At 71.4% G+C, this 21,966-nt stretch carries 18 protein-coding genes and 1 pseudogene; 11 read left to right on the top strand and 8 right to left on the bottom strand.

What is annotated here, in order from left to right:
- Positions 1-89: 89 nt before the first annotated feature.
- From ACWGKT_RS14495 to ACWGKT_RS14485, 3 genes are read left to right on the top strand one after another with little or no spacing between them, the layout of a single operon-like run.
- The gene (locus tag ACWGKT_RS14495) at positions 90-1,436 is read left to right on the top strand and encodes a sensor histidine kinase (RefSeq protein WP_453273839.1); all 1,347 of its coding nucleotides are present in this window, start codon (positions 90-92) and stop codon (positions 1,434-1,436) included.
- The gene (locus ACWGKT_RS14490; protein WP_356145677.1) at positions 1,433-2,098 is read left to right on the top strand and encodes a response regulator transcription factor; all 666 of its coding nucleotides are present in this window, start codon (positions 1,433-1,435) and stop codon (positions 2,096-2,098) included. The genes ACWGKT_RS14495 and ACWGKT_RS14490 overlap by 4 nt, the downstream gene beginning before the upstream one ends.
- 44 nt (positions 2,099-2,142) lie before the next feature.
- Complete coding sequence (locus tag ACWGKT_RS14485) at positions 2,143-3,348, top strand: cytochrome P450 (protein WP_453273838.1); 1,206 nt, start codon at positions 2,143-2,145, stop codon at positions 3,346-3,348.
- Between the two features lie 125 nt (positions 3,349-3,473).
- On the opposite strand, the gene ACWGKT_RS14480 is transcribed toward ACWGKT_RS14485, so the two are convergent.
- Both ACWGKT_RS14480 and ACWGKT_RS14475 read right to left on the bottom strand, forming a co-directional pair.
- Positions 3,474-5,075 carry an ABC transporter permease gene (locus tag ACWGKT_RS14480; RefSeq protein WP_453273837.1) on the bottom strand — a complete coding sequence of 534 codons (1,602 nt, stop codon included), beginning with the start codon at positions 5,073-5,075 and terminating at the stop codon, positions 3,474-3,476.
- Entirely contained in the window at positions 5,072-5,965 is an 894-nt protein-coding gene (locus ACWGKT_RS14475) for an ABC transporter ATP-binding protein (RefSeq protein WP_453273836.1), read from the bottom strand. Before ACWGKT_RS14475 ends, ACWGKT_RS14480 begins: the two co-directional genes overlap by 4 nt.
- A 73-nt stretch (positions 5,966-6,038) precedes the next feature.
- Here ACWGKT_RS14475 and ACWGKT_RS14470 point away from each other — a divergent pair, with 73 nt between their 5' ends.
- Entirely contained in the window at positions 6,039-6,536 is a 498-nt protein-coding gene (locus tag ACWGKT_RS14470) for a GbsR/MarR family transcriptional regulator (protein WP_235460089.1), read from the top strand.
- Between the two features lie 14 nt (positions 6,537-6,550).
- Here ACWGKT_RS14470 and ACWGKT_RS14465 read toward each other — a convergent pair whose 3' ends face one another.
- Positions 6,551-7,402, bottom strand: a complete 852-nt coding sequence (locus ACWGKT_RS14465) for a diacylglycerol kinase (protein ID WP_453273835.1) — start codon at positions 7,400-7,402, stop codon at positions 6,551-6,553.
- Positions 7,403-7,599: 197 nt separating this feature from the next.
- Here ACWGKT_RS14465 and ACWGKT_RS14460 point away from each other — a divergent pair, with 197 nt between their 5' ends.
- On the top strand, positions 7,600-8,883 hold the full coding sequence (locus tag ACWGKT_RS14460) for an adenylosuccinate synthase (RefSeq protein ID WP_453273834.1): 1,284 nt from the start codon (positions 7,600-7,602) through the stop codon (positions 8,881-8,883).
- A 149-nt stretch (positions 8,884-9,032) separates the two neighbouring features.
- A complete protein-coding gene (locus tag ACWGKT_RS14455) occupies positions 9,033-10,850 on the top strand; it encodes a bifunctional metallophosphatase/5'-nucleotidase (protein ID WP_453273833.1) in 1,818 nt (605 codons plus the stop codon).
- Between the two features lie 70 nt (positions 10,851-10,920).
- Here the strand turns inward: ACWGKT_RS14455 and ACWGKT_RS14450 are convergent, their stop codons facing one another.
- From ACWGKT_RS14450 to ACWGKT_RS14435, 4 genes are all read right to left on the bottom strand, one after another.
- Positions 10,921-11,571, bottom strand: coding sequence for a hypothetical protein (locus ACWGKT_RS14450; protein ID WP_356145801.1), 651 nt, complete (start codon positions 11,569-11,571; stop codon positions 10,921-10,923).
- A gap of 66 nt (positions 11,572-11,637) precedes the next feature.
- Positions 11,638-14,064, bottom strand: a complete 2,427-nt coding sequence (locus ACWGKT_RS14445; RefSeq protein ID WP_453273832.1) for a glycosyltransferase — start codon at positions 14,062-14,064, stop codon at positions 11,638-11,640.
- Complete coding sequence (locus tag ACWGKT_RS14440) at positions 14,061-14,753, bottom strand: GntR family transcriptional regulator (RefSeq protein WP_453273890.1); 693 nt, start codon at positions 14,751-14,753, stop codon at positions 14,061-14,063. The genes ACWGKT_RS14445 and ACWGKT_RS14440 overlap by 4 nt, the downstream gene beginning before the upstream one ends.
- Before the next feature lie 111 nt (positions 14,754-14,864).
- On the bottom strand, positions 14,865-16,220 hold the full coding sequence (locus ACWGKT_RS14435) for an aminotransferase class III-fold pyridoxal phosphate-dependent enzyme (RefSeq protein WP_453273831.1): 1,356 nt from the start codon (positions 16,218-16,220) through the stop codon (positions 14,865-14,867).
- 177 nt (positions 16,221-16,397) lie between these two features.
- On the opposite strand from ACWGKT_RS14435, the gene ACWGKT_RS14430 reads away from it, so the two are divergent.
- Together ACWGKT_RS14430 and ACWGKT_RS14425 are read left to right on the top strand one after the other, a co-directional pair.
- Positions 16,398-18,446: a protein kinase domain-containing protein gene (locus ACWGKT_RS14430; RefSeq protein WP_453273830.1), complete on the top strand. Its 2,049-nt coding sequence runs from the start codon at positions 16,398-16,400 to the stop codon at positions 18,444-18,446.
- Positions 18,447-18,584: 138 nt separating this feature from the next.
- A pseudogene (locus ACWGKT_RS14425) lies at positions 18,585-18,941 on the top strand (phosphate ABC transporter substrate-binding protein); the annotation flags it as partial.
- A 219-nt stretch (positions 18,942-19,160) separates the two neighbouring features.
- Here ACWGKT_RS14425 and ACWGKT_RS14420 read toward each other — a convergent pair.
- A complete protein-coding gene (locus ACWGKT_RS14420) occupies positions 19,161-19,913 on the bottom strand; it encodes an SLATT domain-containing protein (protein WP_453273829.1) in 753 nt (250 codons plus the stop codon).
- 289 nt (positions 19,914-20,202) lie between these two features.
- On the opposite strand from ACWGKT_RS14420, the gene ACWGKT_RS14415 reads away from it, so the two are divergent.
- The 3 genes from ACWGKT_RS14415 to ACWGKT_RS14405 all read left to right on the top strand — a co-directional run bounded on the left by ACWGKT_RS14415 (position 20,203) and on the right by ACWGKT_RS14405 (position 21,892).
- Positions 20,203-20,547: a YbaB/EbfC family nucleoid-associated protein gene (locus ACWGKT_RS14415; RefSeq protein WP_453273828.1), complete on the top strand. Its 345-nt coding sequence runs from the start codon at positions 20,203-20,205 to the stop codon at positions 20,545-20,547.
- Positions 20,548-20,640: 93 nt separating this feature from the next.
- Positions 20,641-21,240, top strand: coding sequence for a recombination mediator RecR (recR, locus tag ACWGKT_RS14410; protein ID WP_235460829.1), 600 nt, complete (start codon positions 20,641-20,643; stop codon positions 21,238-21,240).
- On the top strand, positions 21,233-21,892 hold the full coding sequence (locus ACWGKT_RS14405) for a DUF5063 domain-containing protein (RefSeq protein ID WP_453273827.1): 660 nt from the start codon (positions 21,233-21,235) through the stop codon (positions 21,890-21,892). The genes recR and ACWGKT_RS14405 overlap by 8 nt, the downstream gene beginning before the upstream one ends.
- The last annotated feature ends 74 nt before the right edge of the window (positions 21,893-21,966 follow it).

Here is a 21,966-nt window from a genome sequence, read left to right as displayed (position 1 = left end):
GCCTGCCCCGCGTAGTACCTGAGGGGGATTCCCAGCGACCCTCTCATTGGTGACGACCGTGACCCGGTCCGCCGCATACCTTTTTCATCGTGACCGAGACGACGCACATGCAGACGACACCGCCGGGCGCAGCCGCCAGGCCGCGCAGCCCGGAGTTCCGGCTTGTCGCGGACGCCCTGCGGGGGCTGCGGCAGGACCTCTTCCACGACGCCTTCGCCTATGTCCCGCTGCCCCGCAAGCGCGTCCACGGCCGACTGACCCGCCGTCTCGGCGGCCGCCCCCGCGAGTACGCGGCCTGGACACCGCACATGCTGGTCGCGGCCCTGGGCGCGGTGGCGATGCTCAACGGGTTCTGGGGCAGTGGCAGCGGCGGTGGGGCGTCCCTGCTGTGCGGTCTCCTCGCGCTGGTTCCGGTCCTGCTGACCCTGGCCCGTCCGGTGGGAGCCTTCTGGCTGTCCCTCGCGGCGACGGCAGTCACCTCGATCGTGAGCTCGTCCTGGGCCGACTGGCCGTGGCTGCCGGGCAGCTTCCTGGCCCATCTCGTGGTGCTCACGGTGGTGGCGGTACGGACCCGCCCGCGCACGGCGGCCTGGATGTGGGCGCTGACCGCGGGCTACGGCTTCATCGTCGAGAGCATCCACAGCGGGGGCCAGTACAACACCAACCTCGGCCCGATGCTCGTGCTCTCGGCGATATCCCTGCTGGCCGTCACGGTCTGGCACATACGCCGGGACGCCGTGCAGGAGGTGACCGCCCAGCAGACGGTGACCGCGCACGAGCGCTCACGCCGCACGCTGCTGGAGGAGCGCACCACCATCGCCCGCGAGCTGCACGACGTGGTCGCCCACCACATGTCGGTGGTCGCCATCCAGGCGGAGGCGGCGCCGTACCGGGTGGAGAACCCGCCGCCGGAACTGGAGAAGGCCTTCGCCACCATCCGGGAGAACGCGGTGGCGGCGCTGACCGAGCTGCGCCGGGTCCTCGGCGTGGTCCGCGCCGAGGACTACGAGGCGCCGGAGGCCCCGCAGCCCACCCTCGCCGAGCTGGACGCCCTGCTCGCCAATGTGCGGGAGGCCGGCCTCGACGTGGAGAAGGTGGTGACCGGCGCGGTGCGCGAACTCCCGCAGGGCGTGGAGCTGTCGGCGTACCGGATCGTCCAGGAGGCGCTGAGCAACACGCTGCGGCACGCGCCCGGGGCGAGCGCCCGCGTCGAGATCGGGTATGTGCTCGGCGGGCTCGGCCTGCGCATAGTCAACGGCCCGCCGCCGGCGCCGAACCTGGTGAAGCCCTCCCCGGGCGCCGGGCACGGCATCACCGGGATGCGGGAGCGCGTCTCCATGCTGAGCGGTGAGATGACGGCCGGCACGGCCGAGGACGGCGGCTACGAGGTGGCGGTGTTCCTGCCGGTCGTCGCCGCGAGCGACGGTGAGGCATGACGATCCGGGTACTGATCGCGGACGATCAGATGATGGTGCGCGAGGGCTTCTCGGTCCTGCTCAACGCGATGCCGGACATCGAGGTCGTCGGCGAGGCCGTCAACGGGCGCGAGGCGGTCGAGCGGGTGCGGGAACTGGCCCCGGACGTCGTGTTGATGGACATCCGCATGCCCGAACTGAACGGCATCGAGGCGACGCGCGAGATCGTCGCCGCGGACGGCACGGCGAAGGTACTGGTGCTGACCACGTTCGACCTCGACGAGTACGTGTACCAGGCGCTGCGGGCGGGAGCCTCCGGCTTCCTGCTCAAGGACGCCTCGGCCCGCCAGCTCGCCGACGGGGTACGGGTGGTGGCCTCCGGCGAGGCGCTGCTGGCCCCCTCCGTCACCAGGCGGCTGATCACGGAGTTCTCCCGGATGTCCGAGCCGCCGCGGCTGCCGGCCACCGCCCAGGCGTCGTACGGCGATCTGACCGAGCGGGAGACGGAGGTGCTTGTCCTCATCGCACAGGGGCTGTCCAACGCGGAGATGGCGGAGAGGCTGGTGGTCGCGGAATCGACGATCAAGACGCACGTAAGCCGGATCCTGGTGAAGCTGGGCCTGCGGGACCGCACCCAGGCGGCGGTGTTCGCCTATGAGGCGAGGCTGGTCACGCCCAGTTGAGGCACCCCTGGTCAGGGAGGGGGTGGCCGGGCTAGCGTCCGTTCATGGCAGCCTTTGATCCGTGGGACCCGGCGTTCCTCGCCGACCCGTACCCCGCCTACGCCGAGCTGCGTGCCCGGGGCCGCGTGTACTACTTCGAGCCCACGAACCAGTGGCTGGTCCCGCACCACGCGGACGTCTCGGCGCTGCTGCGCGACCGTCGCCTGGGCCGCACCTACCAGCACCGCTTCACGCACGAGGACTTCGGCCGGACCGCGCCTTCGCCGGAACACGAGCCGTTCCACGTCCTCAATGACCACGGCATGCTCGACCTGGAGCCCCCGGACCACACACGGATCCGGCGCCTGGTGTCGAAGGCGTTCACCCCGCGCACGGTGGAGCAGCTCAAGCCGTACGTGGCCGACCTCGCCGGGGAACTGGTGGACCGGCTCGTCGAGGCGGGCGGCGGGGATCTGCTCACGGACGTCGCCGAGCCGCTCCCCGTGGCCGTCATCGCGGAGATGCTCGGGATCCCGGAAGCCGACCGTGCCCCGCTGCGGCCCTGGTCGGCGGACATCTGCGGGATGTACGAACTGAATCCGTCCGAGGACGCTGCGAGCAGGGCGGTGCGCGCGTCGGTGGAGTTCTCGGAGTACCTGCGAGAGCTGATCGCCGAGCGCCGCAAGGAACCGGGCGACGACCTGGTCTCGGGACTGATCGCGGCGCACGACGAGGACGACCGCCTGACCGAGCAGGAGATGATCTCGACCTGCGTGCTGCTGCTGAACGCGGGCCACGAGGCCACGGTGAACGCCACGGTCAACGGTTGGTGGGCCCTGTTCCGCAACCCCGACCAGCTGGCGGCCCTGCGTGCCGACCACTCCCTCGTCCCGTCCGCCGTCGAGGAGCTGATGCGCTACGACACCCCGCTGCAGCTCTTCGAACGCTGGGTCCTGGACGAGATCGAGATCGACGGCACGACGATCCCGAGGGGCGCGGAGATCGCCATGCTCTTCGGCTCCGCCAACCACGACCCGTCCGTCTTCACCGCCCCCGACCGGCTCGACCTCACCCGCGAGGACAACCCCCACATCTCCTTCAGCGCCGGCATCCACTACTGCATCGGCGCCCCCCTGGCCCGCATCGAACTGGCGGCCTCGATGACGGCCCTCCTGGAGAAGGCCCCGGCCCTGACCCTGGCGGCAGAGCCGACGAGGAAGCCGAACTTTGTCATCAGGGGACTGGAGGGGCTGCGCGTGGAGGTGGGGTGATCACCCGTTCGGCCGATTGCTGAGTGATTCCACCCGACCGTCGCGGACGACTGGCCCTTCCTGCCCCCGTCGGCATCGAGCTCGGGACCGAGGAGCTCAAGCAGTACGTCGACTGAGGGGCACCGTCACGTCGTCATGTCCCGGCTCCGCAACCCCGCCAGTCCTCCACCCACCAGCATCATGGCCAGCCCCATCAGAATCAGCACCGGAGGCCACTCCATTCCTCCGCCCGGGAGCTTCGGGAGGTGGCCGAACGGGGACAGGTCCAGCACGATCCGCGGGGCGTTCAGGGCCGGGCCCACCCAGCCGATCAGGAGGACCGCCACGGCGATGCCCCAGGCGGCGGGGGCCAGGCGGGGGACCAGGCCGTACAGCAGGACCGCCGCGCCGCCGATCACCCATACCGCCGGGAGCTGGACCAGGCAGGCGCCCAGGACCGGGCCGATCTCCTTGCCGTAGCCGACGGCGAAGCCCAGGCCCGCCAGGAGCATGATCAGCGCCGAGCCGCCGAAGGCGATCAGCAGATGGCCGGCGGCCCAGCGCAGACGGCCCACCGCGCACGCCAGCAACGGTTCCGCTCGGCCGGAGGTCTCCTCGCCGTTCAGGCGCAGCACCGACGCCACCACGTACAGCGAGGCGATCAGGCCGAGCATCCCCACCATCGACGCGAGGAACGTGTCCGTGAGGCCGCTCTGGCCGCCCATCCGCTCGAAGATCTCCCGCGCCTTTTCGTTGTCGCGGACCAGGTCGGCCGCGCCGTCCGTCAGCCCGCCGTACACCACCCCGGCGAGGAAGAAGCCGACCGACCAGCCGAGCACGCCGCCCCGTTGGAGCCGCCAGGCCAGGGCGCCCGCCGTGCCGAGGCGGCCGGTGGGCGGGCCGGGCCGGGTGGGCAGGAAGCTCATGCCCACGTCCCGGCGGCCCGCCAGCTCGTAGGCGACCACCGCCTGCACGGCCACCGCCGCCGCGAACAGCAGCAGCACCCACCAGCGCTCGCCCCCGAAGGAGCGCTGGTTCTCCAGCCAGCCCAGCGGGGACAGCCAGGTCAGGACGGACGAGCCGTCGTCCGTAGCGGTGTCGCCCGCCGCGCGCAGCACGAAGGCCGCGCCCAGCACCGCCGCCGTCAGCCCGCGGGCCAGCCGTGCGCTCTGGGTCAGCTGGGCGGCGATCGCCGCCAGCGTGGCGAAGACCATGCCGACGCCGGCGAGCCCGAGCCCGAAGGACAGGGCGCCGGACGCCCCCTGTCCGGCCAGGCCCGCCGTGATCAGCAGGGCCAGCACCGCGTTCGCCCCGGCCGCCGCGAGCAGCGCCGCCGTGAGCGAGGCGCGCCGGCCCACCATGCCCGAGGCCACCAGCTCCTGCCGGCCGCTCTCCTCCTCGTCCCGGGTGTGCCGTACGACGATCAGCAGGCTCATCACGGCGCCGAGCGCGGCCGCGTAGATGCCGACGCGCCAGGCCGTCAGCGCCCCGATCGAGGTGTCGAAGACCGGGCCGATCAGCGCGCGGAAGGAGGCGTTGGTCTCCATCTGCCGCACCAGGTCGGCGCGTTCGGCGGTGGTGCCGTACAGGCCCTTGAGCGTGTTCGGCATGGAGAGGACCATGAGCGCGTTCACCGCGATCCAGACCGGGATCATCACCCGGTCGCCGCGCAGCGCGAAGCGCAACAGGGTGCCGGTGCCGGCCAGTTGGCGCGAGCCGCGCGGCGCCCGGGTCGCGGGCGTGGTCATCGGGCCACCTCGTCCTGGTAGTGACGCAGGAAGAGTTCCTCCAGCGTCGGCGGGGTCGAGGTCAGCGAGCGCACCCCCGACTCGCTCAACTGCCGCAGTACGCCGTCCAGCTGGTCGGTGTCGACCTGCAGACGGACCCGGCGGCCCCGCACGTCGAGGTCGTGGACGCCGGGCAGGTGCGCGAGCCCGTTGGGCGGGCCCGCGAGTTCGGCGGACACGCTGGTGCGGGTGAGGTGGCGCAGGTCGGCGAGCGATCCGGTCTCGACCGTACGGCCCTTGCGGATGATGCTGACCCGGTCGCAGAGCTCCTCGACCTCGCTCAGGATGTGCGAGGAGAGCAGGATGGTACGGCCGCGGTCGCGTTCCTCCTCCACGCAGCGCTGGAAGACCTCCTCCATCAGCGGGTCCAGGCCCGAGGTCGGCTCGTCCAGGATCAGCAGGTCGACGTCGGAGGCGAAGGCGGCGACCAGGGCGACCTTCTGCCGGTTGCCCTTCGAGTACGTGCGGCCCTTCTTGGTGGGGTCCAGCTCGAAGCGCTCGATCAGCTCCGCCCGGCGCCGGGGGGCGAGGCCCCCGCGCAGGCGGCCGTACAGGTCGATGACCTCGCCGCCGGAGAGGTTGCGCCACAGGGTGACGTCGCCGGGGACGTAGGCGATGCGGCGGTGCACCTCCACCGCGTCCGTCCACGGGTCGCGGCCCAGCACCTGCGCGGCGCCCGCGTCGGCGCGCAGCAGCCCGAGCAGCACCCGGATGGCGGTCGACTTGCCCGCGCCGTTCGGGCCGAGGAAGCCGTGGACCTCGCCGGTCTCGACGTCCAGGTCGAGGCCGTCCAGGGCGTGCGTGCTGCCGAACGACTTGCGCAGTCCGGAGACGGTGATTGCCTTCGTCATGGCTCAGAACGTACGCTTCTTTCAGAAATTTGTGAAGTTAAGGAAGTGCGTGAAGCTCCGGTAGGGTGATCCCATGACGGAATCAGCCGGTGGCCGGCGGGATGCGGAGGCCGTGTCGCAGTTCGTCGAGTCCTTCGCGGCGCAGCTCGTCGAGGCCGGGATGCAGCGGATGCCCGCCCGGGTCTTCGCCGCGCTCCTGTCCTGCGACGACGGTGCTCTGACCTCCGCCGAACTGGGCGAACAGCTCCAGGTCAGCCCCGCCGCGGTCTCCGGCGCGGTGCGCTACCTGGCGCAGCAGCACATGGTGTCCCGCGAGCGCGAGCCCGGATCGCGGCGGGAGCGCTACCGCGTGCACAGCAACCAGTGGTACGAGGCCCTGACCAACCGCGAGGCCGTCCTCAAGCGGTGGGAGGGGGCGCTGCGCGACGGCGTCCACAGCCTGGGCGCGGACACGCCCGCGGGACGCCGCATGGCCGAGACCCTCGCCTTCTTCGAGTTCGTCGACGGCGAGATCGCGGCCATGATGGAGCGCTGGCGGGTGCACCGGGAGAAGACCTTCGGGCAGGGGTGACCCCGCCTCCCCCCTCACGCCGAGGGCAAGGTGAGACCCCAGGCGCCTTCCACCACCCGCCACGTCCGCCGCCGCACAGGCCCTGACACGGCCGAGTCCGCCCGGTAGCGGAAATCCGCCCCGGCGACGGTCACCGTCTGCCCACAGACCCGCAGCGGGGTCGCCTCCGCGCCCACCGACAGGGGCCGTACCTCCACCGAGGCCATCCCGCCCGTACCCGGGGCCACCGACACCGTCTCGACCGGCTGGTCCAGGTCCACGACCGTCTCGCCGTCGACCTCGACCCGGAGCCGGGAGGGGCCCGGGCAGGGCACGGAGGCGAGGCGGGCCGGGCGGGGGGCCAGGTTGCGGACCAGGGAGCGGTACGTCGTACGCAGCCACGGCCGCCCCGAGGCGACGCTCACCGGCTCCGCGGCCGCCGCCGCCCGCGCCGGCGACGGCGGAATGCCCAGCGTGCCCAGCACCACCCCGTCGCTGTCGTCGACCAGCAGGTCCAGTTGCCGCGCGGCCCCGTCCAGCACGGCCCGCGCCGCCGCCACCGCACCGGCCGGCACCCCGAGGGACGCCGCCAGGGCCGCCTGCCCGACCGGCACCACCGACAGCACGCATCCGGCCAGGTCCCGCTGCCGGTGCAGCTGGGACACCGCCCGGACCAGAGCGCGGTCGTCGCCGACGACCACCGGCCGCCGGGACCCGCGCCGGGCCAGTGCCCGGGCGAATTCCTCGGGTCCGTCCGGCAGGCACACCTTGGTCGCCGCACCCGCGCTGAGCACGTCTTTCGCGATCCGTACGGACTCGCCGTCCGTCTGCCGGGCTGCCGGATCGATGACCACCAGCAGCTGATCGGACGTCGCGAAGGTCGCCACCTCGGTCCTGCCTCGCTTCCTCGGGTAGCATCTTTGTGCAAGAGCCCCTTGCGCTATTGCGCCAGGGGCTTCGTCTATTCCGGGGCATCCGGTCCGACGGTTGTGCGACCAACGGCGGTCGCGGTGGTATGCGGCGGTGAACCTTACGCCCACGCCCCTGACCTTGGACATGCCCCGCCCGGAAGGGGTGTACGCGCGTGCCCGCACTTGTGCTGCTCGGTGCTCAGTGGGGTGACGAAGGCAAGGGGAAGGCCACCGACCTGCTCGGTGGCTCGGTGGATTATGTAGTGCGCTACCAGGGCGGCAACAACGCCGGCCACACGGTCGTCGTGGGCGACCAGAAGTATGCACTCCACCTGCTCCCTTCCGGAATCCTCTCGCCCGGTTGTACGCCGGTCATCGGCAACGGTGTCGTCGTCGACCCGTCGGTCCTGCTCTCCGAGCTGAGCGGTCTGAACGAGCGTGGCGTCGACACGTCCAAGCTCCTGATCAGCGGTAACGCGCACATCATCACGCCGTACAACGTGACCGTCGACAAGGTGACGGAACGCTTCCTCGGCAAGCGCAAGATCGGTACGACCGGCCGCGGCATCGGTCCGACCTACGCCGACAAGATCAACCGTGTCGGCATCCGGGTCCAGGACCTGTACGACGAGTCGATCCTGCAGCAGAAGGTAGAGGCGGCGCTCGACGTCAAGAACCAGCTGCTCACCAAGCTGTACAACCGGCGCGTCATCTCCGCCGACCAGGTGGTCGAGGAGCTGCTGGGCTACGCCGAGCGGATCAAGCCCTACGTCACCGACACCGTCCTGGTCCTCAACCGGGCGCTGGAGGAGAACAAGGTCGTCCTGTTCGAGGGCGGTCAGGGCACCCTGCTCGACATCGACCACGGCACGTACCCCTTCGTGACGTCCAGCAACCCCACCGCGGGCGGCGCCTGCACCGGTGCGGGCGTGGGCCCCACGAAGATCAGCCGGGTCATCGGCATCCTCAAGGCGTACACCACCCGCGTCGGCGCCGGTCCGTTCCCGACCGAGCTGTTCGACGAGGACGGCGAGGCACTGCGCCGCATCGGCGGCGAGCGGGGTGTGACCACGGGCCGCGACCGCCGCTGCGGCTGGTTCGACGCCGTGATCGCCCGCTATGCGACCCGCGTCAACGGCCTCACCGACTTCTTCCTCACCAAGCTGGACGTGCTGACCGGCTGGGAGCAGATCCCGGTCTGTGTGGCGTACGAGATCGACGGCAAGCGGGTCGAGGAGCTGCCGTACTCGCAGACGGACTTCCACCACGCGAAGCCGGTCTACGAGACGCTGCCGGGCTGGTCGGAGGACATCACCAAGGCCAAGTCCTTCTCGGACCTGCCGAAGAACGCCCAGAACTACGTCAAGGCGCTGGAGGAGATGTCCGGCGCCCCGATCTCCGCGATCGGCGTGGGTCCGGGCCGGGATGAGACGATCGAGATCAACTCGTTCCTGTAAGTCGCTTGAAAGCACGGCGCCTTGGGCCGGTCATGGACATCCTTGACCGGCCCATGGGCTGCTCCTGGTTCCGCCCGGATCCGGCGGAGGGCAAGCATCTACGCGGGTAGTTGCCGTCCCTCCTCCCTCTCCCAGTTCAGGAGCCCCGTATGTCCGTCCCTCCCATGAACCGCCGGCAGTTCATGCAGAAGTCGGCCGTCACCGGTGCCGCCGTCGCCGCAGCCGGGGCGGTCGGCACCGGTACCGCCGAGGCCGCCGACCCCAGCCCCGAAAAGGCGCCCCGCACCTGGTCGTTCTCCATCCTCGGCACCACCGACCTGCACAGCCACGTCTTCGACTGGGACTACTACAAGGACGCGGCCTACAGCGACAAGGCGGGCAACTCCGTGGGCGTGGCCCGGGTGGCCACCCTCATCAAGCAGCAGCGCGAGGCGAAGGGCGAGCACCGCGTGCTGCTCGTCGACGCCGGCGACATCATCCAGGGCACCTCCCTGGCCTACTACTTCGCGCGCGTCGACCCCATCACCGGCACCGACGGCAAGCGCGGCCCCCAGCACCCGATGGCCGTCGCCATGAACCACATGCGCTACGACGCCGCGGCCCTCGGCAACCACGAGTTCAACTACGGCATCGACGTGCTGCGCAGGTTCGAGAGCCAGTGCCGCTTCCCGCTGCTCGGCGCCAACGCCCTGGACGCGAAGACGCTCCGGCCCGCCTTCCGGCCGTACACCGTGAAGCGGATCTGTGTGCCGGGCGCCCCGGACATCAAGGTCGGCATCCTCGGCCTGACCAACCCCGGTATCGCGCTGTGGGACAAGGACAACGTCAGCGGAAAGATGGTCTTCCCGGGCCTCGTCGAGCAGGCCAAGAAGTACGTGCCGCGGCTGCGCGCCCTCGGCTGCGACGTCGTCTTCCTGACCGACCACTCCGGCCTGGACGGCTCGTCCTCGTACGGTGACGCGCTCCCGTACACCGAGAACGCCTCCAACCTGGTCGCCGAGCAGGTCCCCGGCATCGACGCGATCCTCGTCGGCCACACCCACGTCGAAGTTCCGTCGTACACGGTGAAGAACGCGGAGACCGGCGAGGAGGTCCTCCTCTCCGAGCCGTACTGCTGGGGCTACCGCCTCAGCGTCTTCGACTTCGAGCTCGAACTGCACCACGGGCAGTGGAAGGTGACGAGCAAGAAGGCGCAGACCCTCAACCCCAAGGACGTGGCGGAGGACCCGGAGATCACCCGGCTCCTCACGGCGGACCACGACCTCGTGGTCAAGTACGTCAACACGGCGGTCGGCACCTGTACCGAGGACCTCTCGGCGGCCGAGTCCTGCTGGAAGGACGTGCCGATCATGGACTTCATCCACAAGGTCCAGATGGACACGGTGAAGGCGGGCCTGTCCACGGCGGACGCGGCGCTCCCGCTGATCTCCGTGGCCGCGCCCTTCAGCCGCACGGCCGACATCCCCAAGGGCAGCGTGACCATCAAGGACATCGCCGGGCTCTACATCTACGACAACACCCTGTACGGCAAGAAGCTCACCGGCGCCCAGCTCAAGGCCTACCTGGAGTACGCGGCGAAGTACTACCACCAGGTCCCGGCCGGCACGAAGGTCGACACCGCGACCCTCACCAACGCCAACAACTTCTGGGACTACATGTACGACACCGCGGCGGGCGTCTCCTACGAGATCGACATCGCCCGGGCCGAGGGCTCCCGGATCAAGAACCTGACCTACGGCGGGGCCCCGGTCGCCGACGACCAGGTCTTCGTCGTGGCGGTCAACAACTACCGGGCGAACGGCGGTTCGGGGTACCCGCACATCGCCTCGGCGCCGAACGCGTACAGCTCGACGAACGAGATCCGCCAGCTGATGATCGACTACGTGACGGCGAAGAAGACCCTCGACCCGGCGGACTTCGCGGCCGTCGACTGGAAGCTGACCCAGGCCGGAACGCCGGTGTTCTGAGCCGCCCCTTCGAGCGGGAGGGCGCCCCGTGCGGGCGCCCTCCTCGTCCGGCCGCTCGGCGTCGGGCCGTTCAGCTGAAGACGATCATCGAGCCCTGCGCCAGGGACCGCGTCGCGGCCGCGTGCAGGCCGAGCCAGACGTGCCGCTCGCGGGCGAAGGGACTGGGGTCGTACGGCGCCGGAACGGCCGGTTCCTCCAGCTCCGTCGGGGCGGAGGGGGGCTGCGGGGCGGCCGGCGGGTTGGCCGGGTCGATGCCGATCGACGGGGCCACGTACTCCAGCTCGCGCAGCAGGGTCTGCGAGGAGCCCAGCGGGCCGCCGCTCGCGAGGAGTTCGTCGTTCGAGAGCGGGTGCGGGAAGTCGACCGGGACATAGGCGCCCGCGTGGTCGTAGTGCCAGACCAGGTGCGACTGCTGGGCCGTCGACTCGAACATCTCCAGGAGCTGCTCGTAGTCGCCGCCCAGTTCGTCCACCGGCGTCACCGGCAGCCCGCACACCTGCAGCAGGTACACCCGGCGCAGGAAGTGCAGCGCGTCGTAGTCGAAGCCGGCCACCGGGGCCACCTCACCGGACAGGCCCGGCATGTACTGGTACACCGGCACCGGTGGGAGCCCGGCCTCGGCGAGCACCTTGTTGTATTGCGCGAGTTCCTCGGCGAACGGGTTGTCGGGCGTGTGGCACAACACGTCCACGAGCGGTACCAGCCACAGGTCACAGGCCAAAGAGGGCTCCTCACACAGCGCGGTGCTCAAGGCATGGATAAGCAGAGTAATTGGTGCGGCTCGGGGTCAGTTCCCCCCGTGCAGGTCCCATACCCACACTCCGCCGGTCCACTTCCCGGGACGCCCGGTCAGCTGCTGCACGGCCTTGCGCAGGGCGTCGTCGTTGGGCTGCGGCGCGACCACCAGGGCGCCCGCCTTCCAGTAGGCGAAGTCCCGCTGGGCCTGCGCCCGCCAGTTCTTGCCGATCACCGGGATCCGGCCGGAGTAGCGCACGTCCCGCAGCATGTTCGAGGTGAAGCGCGGTGAGGCGCCGTAGATGCCGATACGGTCCTTGCCGTACGGGCCGTTGTAGTAGCCGCCCGGCATCTTGAAGCCCAGGTCGGCGGTCGTCTGCCAGTGCAGGGCCTCCGCCGCCCCCGGGTCGGGCAGCGGCAGGGGCACGAGGGACTCGCCGTCATGGACGTACGACTTCCACATGCCGTCCGCGAAGAACGCCGGCACCTCCACCCGGTCCACCGACTTCAGCGGCGCCGGGACCAGCGGGAGCAGGGCGAGCAGGACGGCGAGCAGGCCGACGTACTGCACCCCCCGGCCGGTGGTGGCCAGCAGCCGGTCGACCGCGACGGCCAGCAGCATGCCCAGCGCCGGGCCGCAGATCATCGCCACCCGGCCCTCGATGACCGACTCGAAGAGCGGCTTGTGGGCGAGCAGCGCCCAGGGGCCGGGGTAGACGAGATCGGTGAGCGGGATGCGGATCTTCGGGCCGAGGGACAGCAGGGCCGCGCCCACCGCCGTGAACGCCAGCGCCTTGACGAGCGCCTGCTCCCACAGCCGTACGACGATCGTGAAGGCGAGGGCGACCAGCGGCCAGCCGTAGAAGGCGTTCTGCTCGGTGGGGTTGAGGGAGAGCGCGTTCGCAGACTCCGCGTTGCCCGCGATCAGGGAGCGCTCGGCGAAGGCGAGCAGCGACAGGGGGCTGTTGCCCGCGTTGTCGCCGTGCAGCACGCTCGTGTAGCTCTGTGGCCCGGCGAACTGCCAGTACAGGGGATAGGCGACCAGGGGCAGACAGACCGCCCCGCCGATCAGCAGGCCCTTCAGCAGCGGACGCCAGGACCGGCGGGCCACGTCCCGGCGCACCAGCGCGTAGGAGGCGGCGAACAGGGTCATGCCCAGGGCGGCGAGCAGGAAGGGTTCTTCTCCGAGGAGGATCTGGTAGGCCGCCATCAGGCCGAGCACGATCCCGTCCCGGACGACCCGGGCGCCCGCACACAGCCGCAGCGCCCGCTCGATGATCAGCGGGATCATGAACAGGATCACGAAGTTGGGGTGCGCGTTGGCGTGGCTGACCATCGGGGGCGCGAAGGCGGCCAGCGAGGCGCCGACGAAGGCGGCCGGCCGTCGCTGAACGACCCGTTTCACGATCAGCCTGTACCAGGCGGCCGCCGTCACGGCCAGGCCCAGTGTCATGCAGACGCTCAGCGAGACCGCCGGGCCCGCGAGCAGTGTGAGCGGCGCGAAGGGCACGGACACGCCCAGCATGACCGTGTTGGCCATCAGGTTCACGCCGTCCGGGAAGCCCTGGAGATCGGAGAAGAGGGGATTGCGCAGGTGGGCGACGTTGTCGGCGGTCACCGCGAAGAACCATTCCCACTGGTTCTGGTCCTGGAGCGAGTCCGGGAAGTAGCGGTGGCCGGGGTCGAAGAACCGCCCCGAGTAGAGGGCCACCGCCATCAGCAGGAACAGGGCGGTGGCCAGGAGGTCGGCGGGCCGTATCGCGCGGGCCCGCAGGCGGCCCAGGTCGGCCAGGACGCGGGCGTAGTCGAGGGGGGCGACCTTGGAGCCGGGCTGGTGGCTCCAGCGGACCGGGACCTCGGTGACGGCCCAGTCGCGCCGGCGGAACTGCTGGAGCACCTCCACGTCGATGCCCCAGCCCTCCAGCCGGGAGCCGGCGAAGACCTCGCGGGCCTTGTCGCCCTCGAACAGCTTGAAGCCGCACTGGGTGTCCCGTATGCCGGGCACGGCCGTCGCGCGTATCAGGAAGTTCCCGGCGCGGCCGAGCAGTTCGCGCACCCGGTGCTGGTGGGTCCCGATGGCCGCGCCGGGCACGGAACGCGAGCCGATCGCCGCCGAGTGCCCGTCGCTGAGCGCCTTGTCGAGCCGCTCCAGCTCCTCGATCGGCGCCGCCAGGTCGGCGTCCGTGACCAGCACCCGGCGGCCCCGCGAGGCGGCGACACCGAGGCGCAGGGCGTGGCCCTTGCCCCGGTTGCGGGGGCTGGTGACGAGTTGGACGCGCGGATGCTCCAGGGCGGTGACGACGTCGCCGGTGCCGTCGGTCGAGCCGTCGTCGGCGACTATCACCTCCCACTCGCCCCAGCGGCCCTCGCCGTCGCCGAGGTAGCGGGTGATGGCGGTGAGAGTGGGGCCGAGACGCTCTTCCTCGTTGTAGGCGGGGACGACGACCGAGAGGTCGACCCCCGGGGAGCGGCCGCTCATCCGGCGGCCAGTCGCTCGATGAGGGCGAGGGAGTGCGCGTTGTACGCGGAGACGACCGCCCGTGCCGCCTCGAAGTCCTGCCGGGACAGCGCCTCCACCAGCTCGGTGTGCCCGGACCACAGTCGGCCGCGCAGATCGGGCAGCCGGCGCAGGTACCGCACCGCGCACACCCAGGACTGCACGCGCAGCCGGTGCAGGAAGTCGGCGAGGTAGGGGTTGCCGAACAGGGCGCTGAGCTCGCGCCAGAACCGCAGGTCGTAGCCGATCAGCACGGACAGGTCCCCGGCACCGGCGGCGCGCCGCGCCTCCTCGCCGCGCCGGCGGACGGCGGCGAGCGCGGCGGGCGTGCGGGGGTCCAGCGGGTCCCGGAACGCCGGGTGGCCGGTCAGCAGGGCCTGGAACATGCCGTCGGTGACCAGGCTGCGGGCCTGGATCATGCCGCGGTAGTCGTCGAGCGTGTACTCCGGGACGCGGAAGCCGCGGTGCTGGTCCGCCTCCAGGATCCCCTGCGCGGACAGATCGACCAGCGCCTCCCGGACCGGCGTCGCCGAGACTCCGTACTGCTCGGCGATCTCCTTCACCGTGAACTCCCGCCCCGGCAGGAGCCGCCCGGCCAGCACCTCGTCACGAAGCGCGTCCGCGATCTGCTGGCGCAGGGTACTGCGGGTCACGGCACCGTTGCCGGGCATGGTCGGGGCCCTTTCCTCACGCGTGCGGGTGACGTACTCGTCCATGTCTACGAGCACGCCACCTTACGCGTTCGGGTTGCCCCAGGTGAGCCTTGGTGTTGCGGTCCTCACCTACACCGTGTACTCGTCGGCCACGCTCAGCGCGGCGTCCAGGGCGGCGAGGCCCTCCTTCAGCTCGGCCTCCGTCACGTTGCACGGCGGGACGACGTGGGTGCGGTTCATGTTGATGAAGGGCCACAGGCCGTGCTTCTTCGCGGCGGCACCGAAGGCGGCCATCGGCGCGTTCGCCTCGCCCGCCGCGTTGTAGGGCACCAGCGGCTCCCGGGTCTCCCGGTCCTTCACCAGTTCGAGCGCCCAGAACATGCCCACGCCGCGCACCTCGCCGACGCTCGGGTGCCGCTCGGCCAGCGCGCGCAGGGCCGGCTCGACGACGGTCGCGCCCAGGTTCTTCGCGTTGGTGACGACCCCCTCCTCCGCCATCACATCGAGCGTGGCGACGGCGGCGGCGCAGGCCAGCGGATGGCCGGAGTACGTCAGCCCGCCCGGGTAGGCGCGCTTGCCGAAGGTCTCCGCGATCTTCCCGGAGATGGCGACACCGCCGAGCGGCACATAGCCGGAGTTCACGCCCTTGGCGAAGGTCATCAGGTCGGGCACGACGTCGAACAGGTCGGCCGCGAACCACTCACCGGTCCGCCCGAACCCGGCCATGACCTCGTCCAGGATGAACACGATCCCGTACTTGTCGCACAGCTCGCGCACGCCCGCCAGGTAACCGGGCGGCGGCACCATGATGCCCGCGGTGCCCGGAACGGTCTCCAGGACGATCGCGGCGACGGTCCCCGGTCCCTCGAAGGCGATCGTCGTCTCCAGGTGCTCCAGGGCCCGCGCGCACTCCTGCTCCTCGGTCTCCGCATAGAAGCGGGAGCGGTACAGGAAGGGCGCCCAGAAGTGGACGACACCGGCGTTCGCGCCGTCGGAGGGCCAGCGGCGCGGGTCACCGGTGATGTTCACCGCCTGCTGCGTGCCGCCGTGGTACGAGCGGTAGGCCGACAGCACCTTCGGACGGCCGGTGTGCAGGCGGGCCATGCGCACCGCGTGCTCGACGGCGTCGGCGCCGCCGTTGGTGAAGAAGATCTTGTCCAGGTCGCCGGGCGTCCGCTCGGCGATCAGCCGGGCCGCCTCCGAGCGGGCCTCGATGGCGAAGGCGGGCGCGAAGGTGGTCAGGTGTGCGGCCTGCTCCTGTATCGCGGCGACGACCTTCGGGTGCTGGTAGCCGATGTTCGTGTAGACGAGCCCGCTGGTGAAGTCGAGGTAGCGCTTGCCGTCGTAGTCCCAGAAGTACGACCCCTCCGCACCGGCGACGGCGAGCGGGTCGATGAGCTCCTGCGCGGACCAGGAGTGGAACACGTGGGCGCGGTCCGCGGCCTTGACGGCGGCGCCGGCCTGAGGGTTGGGCTGAGGGGTCATGCGGGCGAGCGTAAATGTCCGGGATGCGGACGCGGTATCGGCGTCCTGTTCCCTGGTCGGGGGGTTTCCGCGACAGATTGTCTGTTACGGAACCGTAGACACCGCTCCGCGCGACTGTCCGAGCGACCGCATTATTCTCGGTCCGTTGCACACCTACGGGGGGAAGGCGGCGCAGCCATGGAGAAGCTGACACCCGGAGATCCGCAGCAGATCGGGGCGTACCGGCTGCTGGCGCGGCTCGGCGCGGGCGGTATGGGGCATGTGTACCTGGCCCGGTCCGACCGGGGCCGCACCGTCGCCGTGAAGCTGGTGCGCGAGGAACTCGCCGCGCAGGAGGAGTTCCGGGCCCGCTTCCGGCAGGAGGTGCAGGCCGCGCGGCGGGTCGGCGGGTACTGGACCGCGCCCGTGCTGGACGCGGACACCGAGGCCGCCGTGCCGTGGGTGGCCACCGGGTACGTCGCGGGGCCGAGCCTCCAGCAGGTCGTCGGGCACGACCACGGGGCCCTGCCCGAGCGGTCGGTACGGATCCTCGCCGCAGGTCTCGCGCACGCCCTCAAGGACATCCACGCGGCCGGGATCGTCCACCGCGACCTCAAGCCGTCGAACGTGCTGGTGACCATCGACGGGCCGCGGGTCATCGACTTCGGTATCGCGCGGGCGCTGGAGACCCTGACCGGGGACTGGCTCACCCGCACCGGCTCCATGATCGGCTCGCCCGGCTTCATGTCGCCCGAGCAGGTGCGCGGCGACCGGATCACGACCGCCTGCGACGTCTTCTGCCTCGGCTCCGTGCTGGCCTACGCGATGACCGGCAGGCTTCCCTTCGGGGCCGCCCACAGCGGGGTGCACGCCCTGATGTTCCGCATCGCCCAGGAGGAGCCCGACCTGGAGGGCGTGCCCGAGGGCATCGCCGACCTCGTCCGCGACTGCCTGAAGAAGGACCCGGCCGCCCGGCCGACGCTGGAGGGGATCCTGGAGCGCACGGGCGCGGAGGACACGGTCTCCGGCGGCCGCTCACGGGACCCCTGGCTGCCGGGCACCCTGGTGGCCCAGCTGGGCCGGCACGCGGTGCAGCTCCTGGACACGGAGGACCCGCAGGGCCCGGCGGCGGTCGGGGGCGCGGGCGGTGCGGGCGGTCCGCAGGGTTCGCCCGCGGTCGGGGGCGCGTCCGTGCCGGCGCAGGGGCAGGGACCGGGTCAGGTGCCGGACCGCATGCCCGAGCAGAGCCCGGGCGTGGACCGTATGTCCAAGCAGCCGGGGCCCGCCGGGGACCGGATGGCCGCTCCCGTTCCCGCCGCCTCGCCCGAGCACGCCCCCGCCTCCGACGACGCCTCCGCGTCGCCCCCGCCCGGGGGCCCGCGGGCGCCGGGCGGGCCGGTGAACCACCTGCCCACGATGGTCGGCCAGACGCCGCCGCCCGGGACGCCGCCGCCCCACCCGGCGTACGGCTATCCGCAGCAGCACCCGCAGCCCCACGCCCACGGTTACCCGCAGCAGCCCGGTACCGGTGGCTGGCCCGGTGCCCAGCAGCCGTACAACCCGTACGCCGGAGGCCTCGGCTCGACCCCGCCGTACGGCCCGCCGCCCGTCGCCCCCACCCAGGCCTACCCGCCCGGCGGCGGCGCGCCCCAGGAGCCGGCCGGCAGCAACGGCCGCGCCACAGCGCTGCTCGTGGTGATCGCGCTGGTCGTCGCGCTCGCCGCGGGCGGCTCGGTGTACGCGCTGATGCAGGGCGGCGACGGCAAGGGCGCCGGCCCGGTCGCCGGCTCCCCGACCACCGGCGCGCCCACCACCGCCGGGCCGACCGGTTCCGAGCCCGCCCCGACGACCTCGGCGCCCACCTCCTCCGCGCCGGCCGACGGAGCGGTCCCGGCCGGGTACCTGGGGACCTGGGAGACGTCGATCGACAACGCCGCCGGGCACAACACCCGTGAACTGACCATCCGTCAGGGAAAGGTGGGGGACACGGTGCTCACGCTCGTCGCCGACGGGCCCACCGAAGGGGGCGGCAGCTACCACTGCGTGTTCGAGGCGAAGCTGGCCGAACGGCCCGGCGGCAACGGTCCGTTGCTGATCGGGCCGTCCGACGTCACGTCCGGACAGCCGCGTTCGTCCTGCACCCCGGGCGAGGCCACCGAGGTCACGCTGCTGTCCGACGGCACGCTGAAGCGGTCGAAGCAGGTCAACCAGGGCAATGGGGAGAGCCTGACGTACACACGGCAGTGACGATGTGGGGATGAAGTCCCGGTCCGTGGGAGGCCGTTGAACGTCGGGCGAACTTCAGCCGACGAGGCCGGATCGTCCCCTTCGGCGCGCGTACGGTGACCCCACCATCCGACTCCGGGGAGTGGCGGGGGCACCCACATGGAGTGGCTGAGCACGGAGAACGTCGTAGCCATCGGTACGGCCGTCCTGGGCATCGCCGCCTCGGCCGGCATGGTCCGGTACGAGCGCCGGGTGCCGCGCCGCAAGCGGGTTGGCTACCGCGTGCAGATGGACAACCCGATAGGCGACGACGTGCGCTCGGGCCGGGCCAACCGCCGGCTGGGCCTGTTCGACGAGGCGCCGGACATGACCGACGCGACCCTCGTGCTGCTGCGCGTCGAGAACGACGGCTCGCAGGGCATCGACCGCGACGACCACACCAGCCCCGAACCGCACGGTCCGACCGCGGTGTTCACCGACCGCACCATCCGGGGTTCCTCGACCTCGACGCCGACGCCCCGTCGGTGGACGCCATCGAGCACGGCAGGAGCGCGTATCCGTACCGCGAGATCGAGTACGCGTACACCTACGGCCAGCCGCCGGCCGACTCCCTGGTGTCGAGCTTCCTGACGTACCTCTCCCGCGGAAACGGCCAGGACGTGATCCGCACCCACGGCCATGTGCCGTGCCGGACCCCGGAGGGCATGAAGCTCTGCGCCTGACCGCGCGCGTACGTCACCGGGGCTCGGGCGGGCGCTGGCGGGGCATGTTGGGGCGGGTGCCGTTGGCGGGCGGCAGCGGGAAGCGGCCCTGCCAGATGCCCGGCTCGGCCCGGCCCCCGGTCGCGGCCACCGCCGCCTGGATGCCCAGCGGCGCGGGCCCCGTCCGGAACTCCACCATCCAGTCGGCCGTCTCCGCGCGGACCAGCTCCGTCACGTCCTCCGAGAACCGCCGCAGCACGCTCAGGCACCGCTCGGTGGCCTCGCTGGCCGTTCCCTCGGCCGGTCCCAGCACCTCGCGCACGCATTCCGAGGCCCAGTCGAACTGCAACACCTGGAGCCTGCGCTGCACGGCCTGCGCGGTGGCCACGTCCCTTATCCATCCGGACGTCACGCCGAAGAAGCGGTCGATCCCCACGCACGCCACGGCGAACACCAGCGCCAGATACCCCCAGGGCGCGCCCGAGTCGAGCGCCCCGGTCAGGTCCAGCAGCGGCAGCGCGGTCCCGCACACCGCCCCCGAGGCCGCCCCCACCCGCAGCACCCGGGCGGTGCGCCGTTTCCACACCCGGTCGGCGAGATACCAGGCCGCGGTCTCCAGTGCCCCCCGCTCCACCCACCGGTACAGCTCGTCGAGCCGCTCGGCCGGCTCGCCCCAGTCCCCGAGCGGAAACACCCGCCCGGTCAGATCGCCCGGCCGCAGCCCGGCCGCCCCCTCGCCGCGCTCGTCCTGAGGCGGACCCTCGGGCTGCATCTCCGGCTGACCCACCCGGCACTCCCTACTCACGACCGATACCGACTACGTACTGACCCTGACGGCGTTGATCTAGTTGATCCCGATCCATCACGCTGCGTGATATTCGATGCCGATGTGCGGCCCCCTTCCTACCGCCCAATGGGTGGCGAAGACGAAGCTTTCGCCTATTTTCCGCCCGGAAGAGGGCCTTGGTCAGGTATAGGGTCCCCCTCGGTCTCACTCGAAAGAGTGGCGGGGCGATGGCTGCGGTGAACACGTAGGCTCGTGCACAACGGAGGAAACGACGAACCAGGAGCTGATCGTGATTCCCGGTGGTGGCCAGCCCAACATGCAGCAGTTGCTCCAGCAGGCCCAGAAGATGCAGCAGGACCTGGCGCGGGCCCAGGAGGAGCTGGCGAACACGGAGGTCGACGGGCAGGCGGGTGGCGGCCTGGTGCGGGCCACCGTGACCGGTGCCGGTGAGCTGCGCGGCCTGAAGATCGATCCGAAGGCCGTGGACCCCGACGACACCGAGACCCTCGCCGACCTGATCGTCGCGGCCGTCCAGGCGGCCAACGAGAACGCGCAGACCCTTCAGCAGCAGAAGCTCGGCCCGCTCGCCCAGGGGCTCGGTGGCGGAACCGGCATCCCCGGACTGCCGTTCTGATGTTCGTCGCTCGCGCGACACCCGCACCGCCTTCCTAGGAAAGGCGGCAGCCAACTACCGTACGTACCGTAAGACTCCAGGAAGGGCAGTCCGTTGTACGAAGGCGTGGTTCAGGACCTCATCGACGAGCTGGGGCGGCTGCCCGGCGTCGGTCCGAAGAGCGCGCAGCGGATCGCCTTCCACATCCTGCAGGCGGAGCCGACGGACGTACGGCGCCTGGCCCAGGCCCTCCTCGAAGTGAAGGCGAAGGTCCGCTTCTGCGCGACCTGCGGCAACGTCGCGCAGGAAGAGCTGTGCGCGGTCTGCCGGGACCCGCGCCGCGACCAGTCGGTCATCTGCGTGGTCGAGGAGCCCAAGGACGTGGTCGCGATCGAGCGCACCCGCGAGTTCCGCGGCCGCTACCACGTCCTGGGCGGAGCGATCAGCCCGATCGAGGGCGTCGGCCCCGACGACCTGCGCATACGGGAGCTCCTGGCGCGCCTGGCGGACGGCACCGTCACCGAGCTGATCCTCGCCACGGACCCCAATCTCGAAGGCGAGGCGACGGCGACGTACCTCGCCCGCATGATCAAGCCCATGGGCCTGAAGGTCACCCGCCTGGCCAGCGGCCTCCCGGTGGGTGGCGACCTGGAATACGCGGACGAGGTCACCCTCGGCCGCGCCTTCGAGGGGAGACGACTCCTAGATGTCTGACGCCACGCTGCACGCCACGTCGCAGAACCCGGACGACTTCGTCGTCCAGATCGCGGACCAGGTGGAGAGCTTCCTGGTCGCGGTCACGGAGGTGGCCAAGGGAGACGAGCCGAGCTCGGCCGTCCCCTTCCTCCTCCTGGAGGTCTCCCAGCTGCTTCTGGCCGGCGGCCGCCTCGGCGCGCACGAGGACATCGTCCCCGACGAGCGCTACGAGCCCGACGCCGGTCCGGACGTCGATGTCGACGGGCTCCGCGAGAACCTCGCCCGGCTCCTGGAGCCGATCGACGTCTACTCCGAGGTCTTCGACCCCTACGAGCCGCGCAAGGCGCCGGTCCCCGCCCGGATCTCCGACGACCTCGCCGACGTCATCACGGACCTGCGGCACGGCATGGCCCACTACCGCGCGGGCCGCACCACCGAGGCCCTGTGGTGGTGGCAGTTCTCCTACTTCTCCAACTGGGGCACGACCGCCTCGGCCACCCTGCGCGCCCTGCACTCCGTCCTCGCCCACATCCGCCTCGACCAGCCCCTCGAAGAACTGGACGGCCTGGACACCGACCAGGGCGTGGGTGACGACACCCTGGAGTTCGAGGCGGGCCGGGTCATGGAGCAGGAGATCGCGCAGCCGCTCGGGATGCACCAGGCCAAGTAGCGGGACGCGCCCGCGGTCCGGGAGCCTTCGAGCCGCCGGGCCGACTGCAACGCATGTCACAGCCATCACTCGCG

It is taken from the genome of Streptomyces sp. NPDC054794, from assembly GCF_053611585.1.
This window is presented reverse-complemented; position numbering and strand designations above follow the sequence as displayed.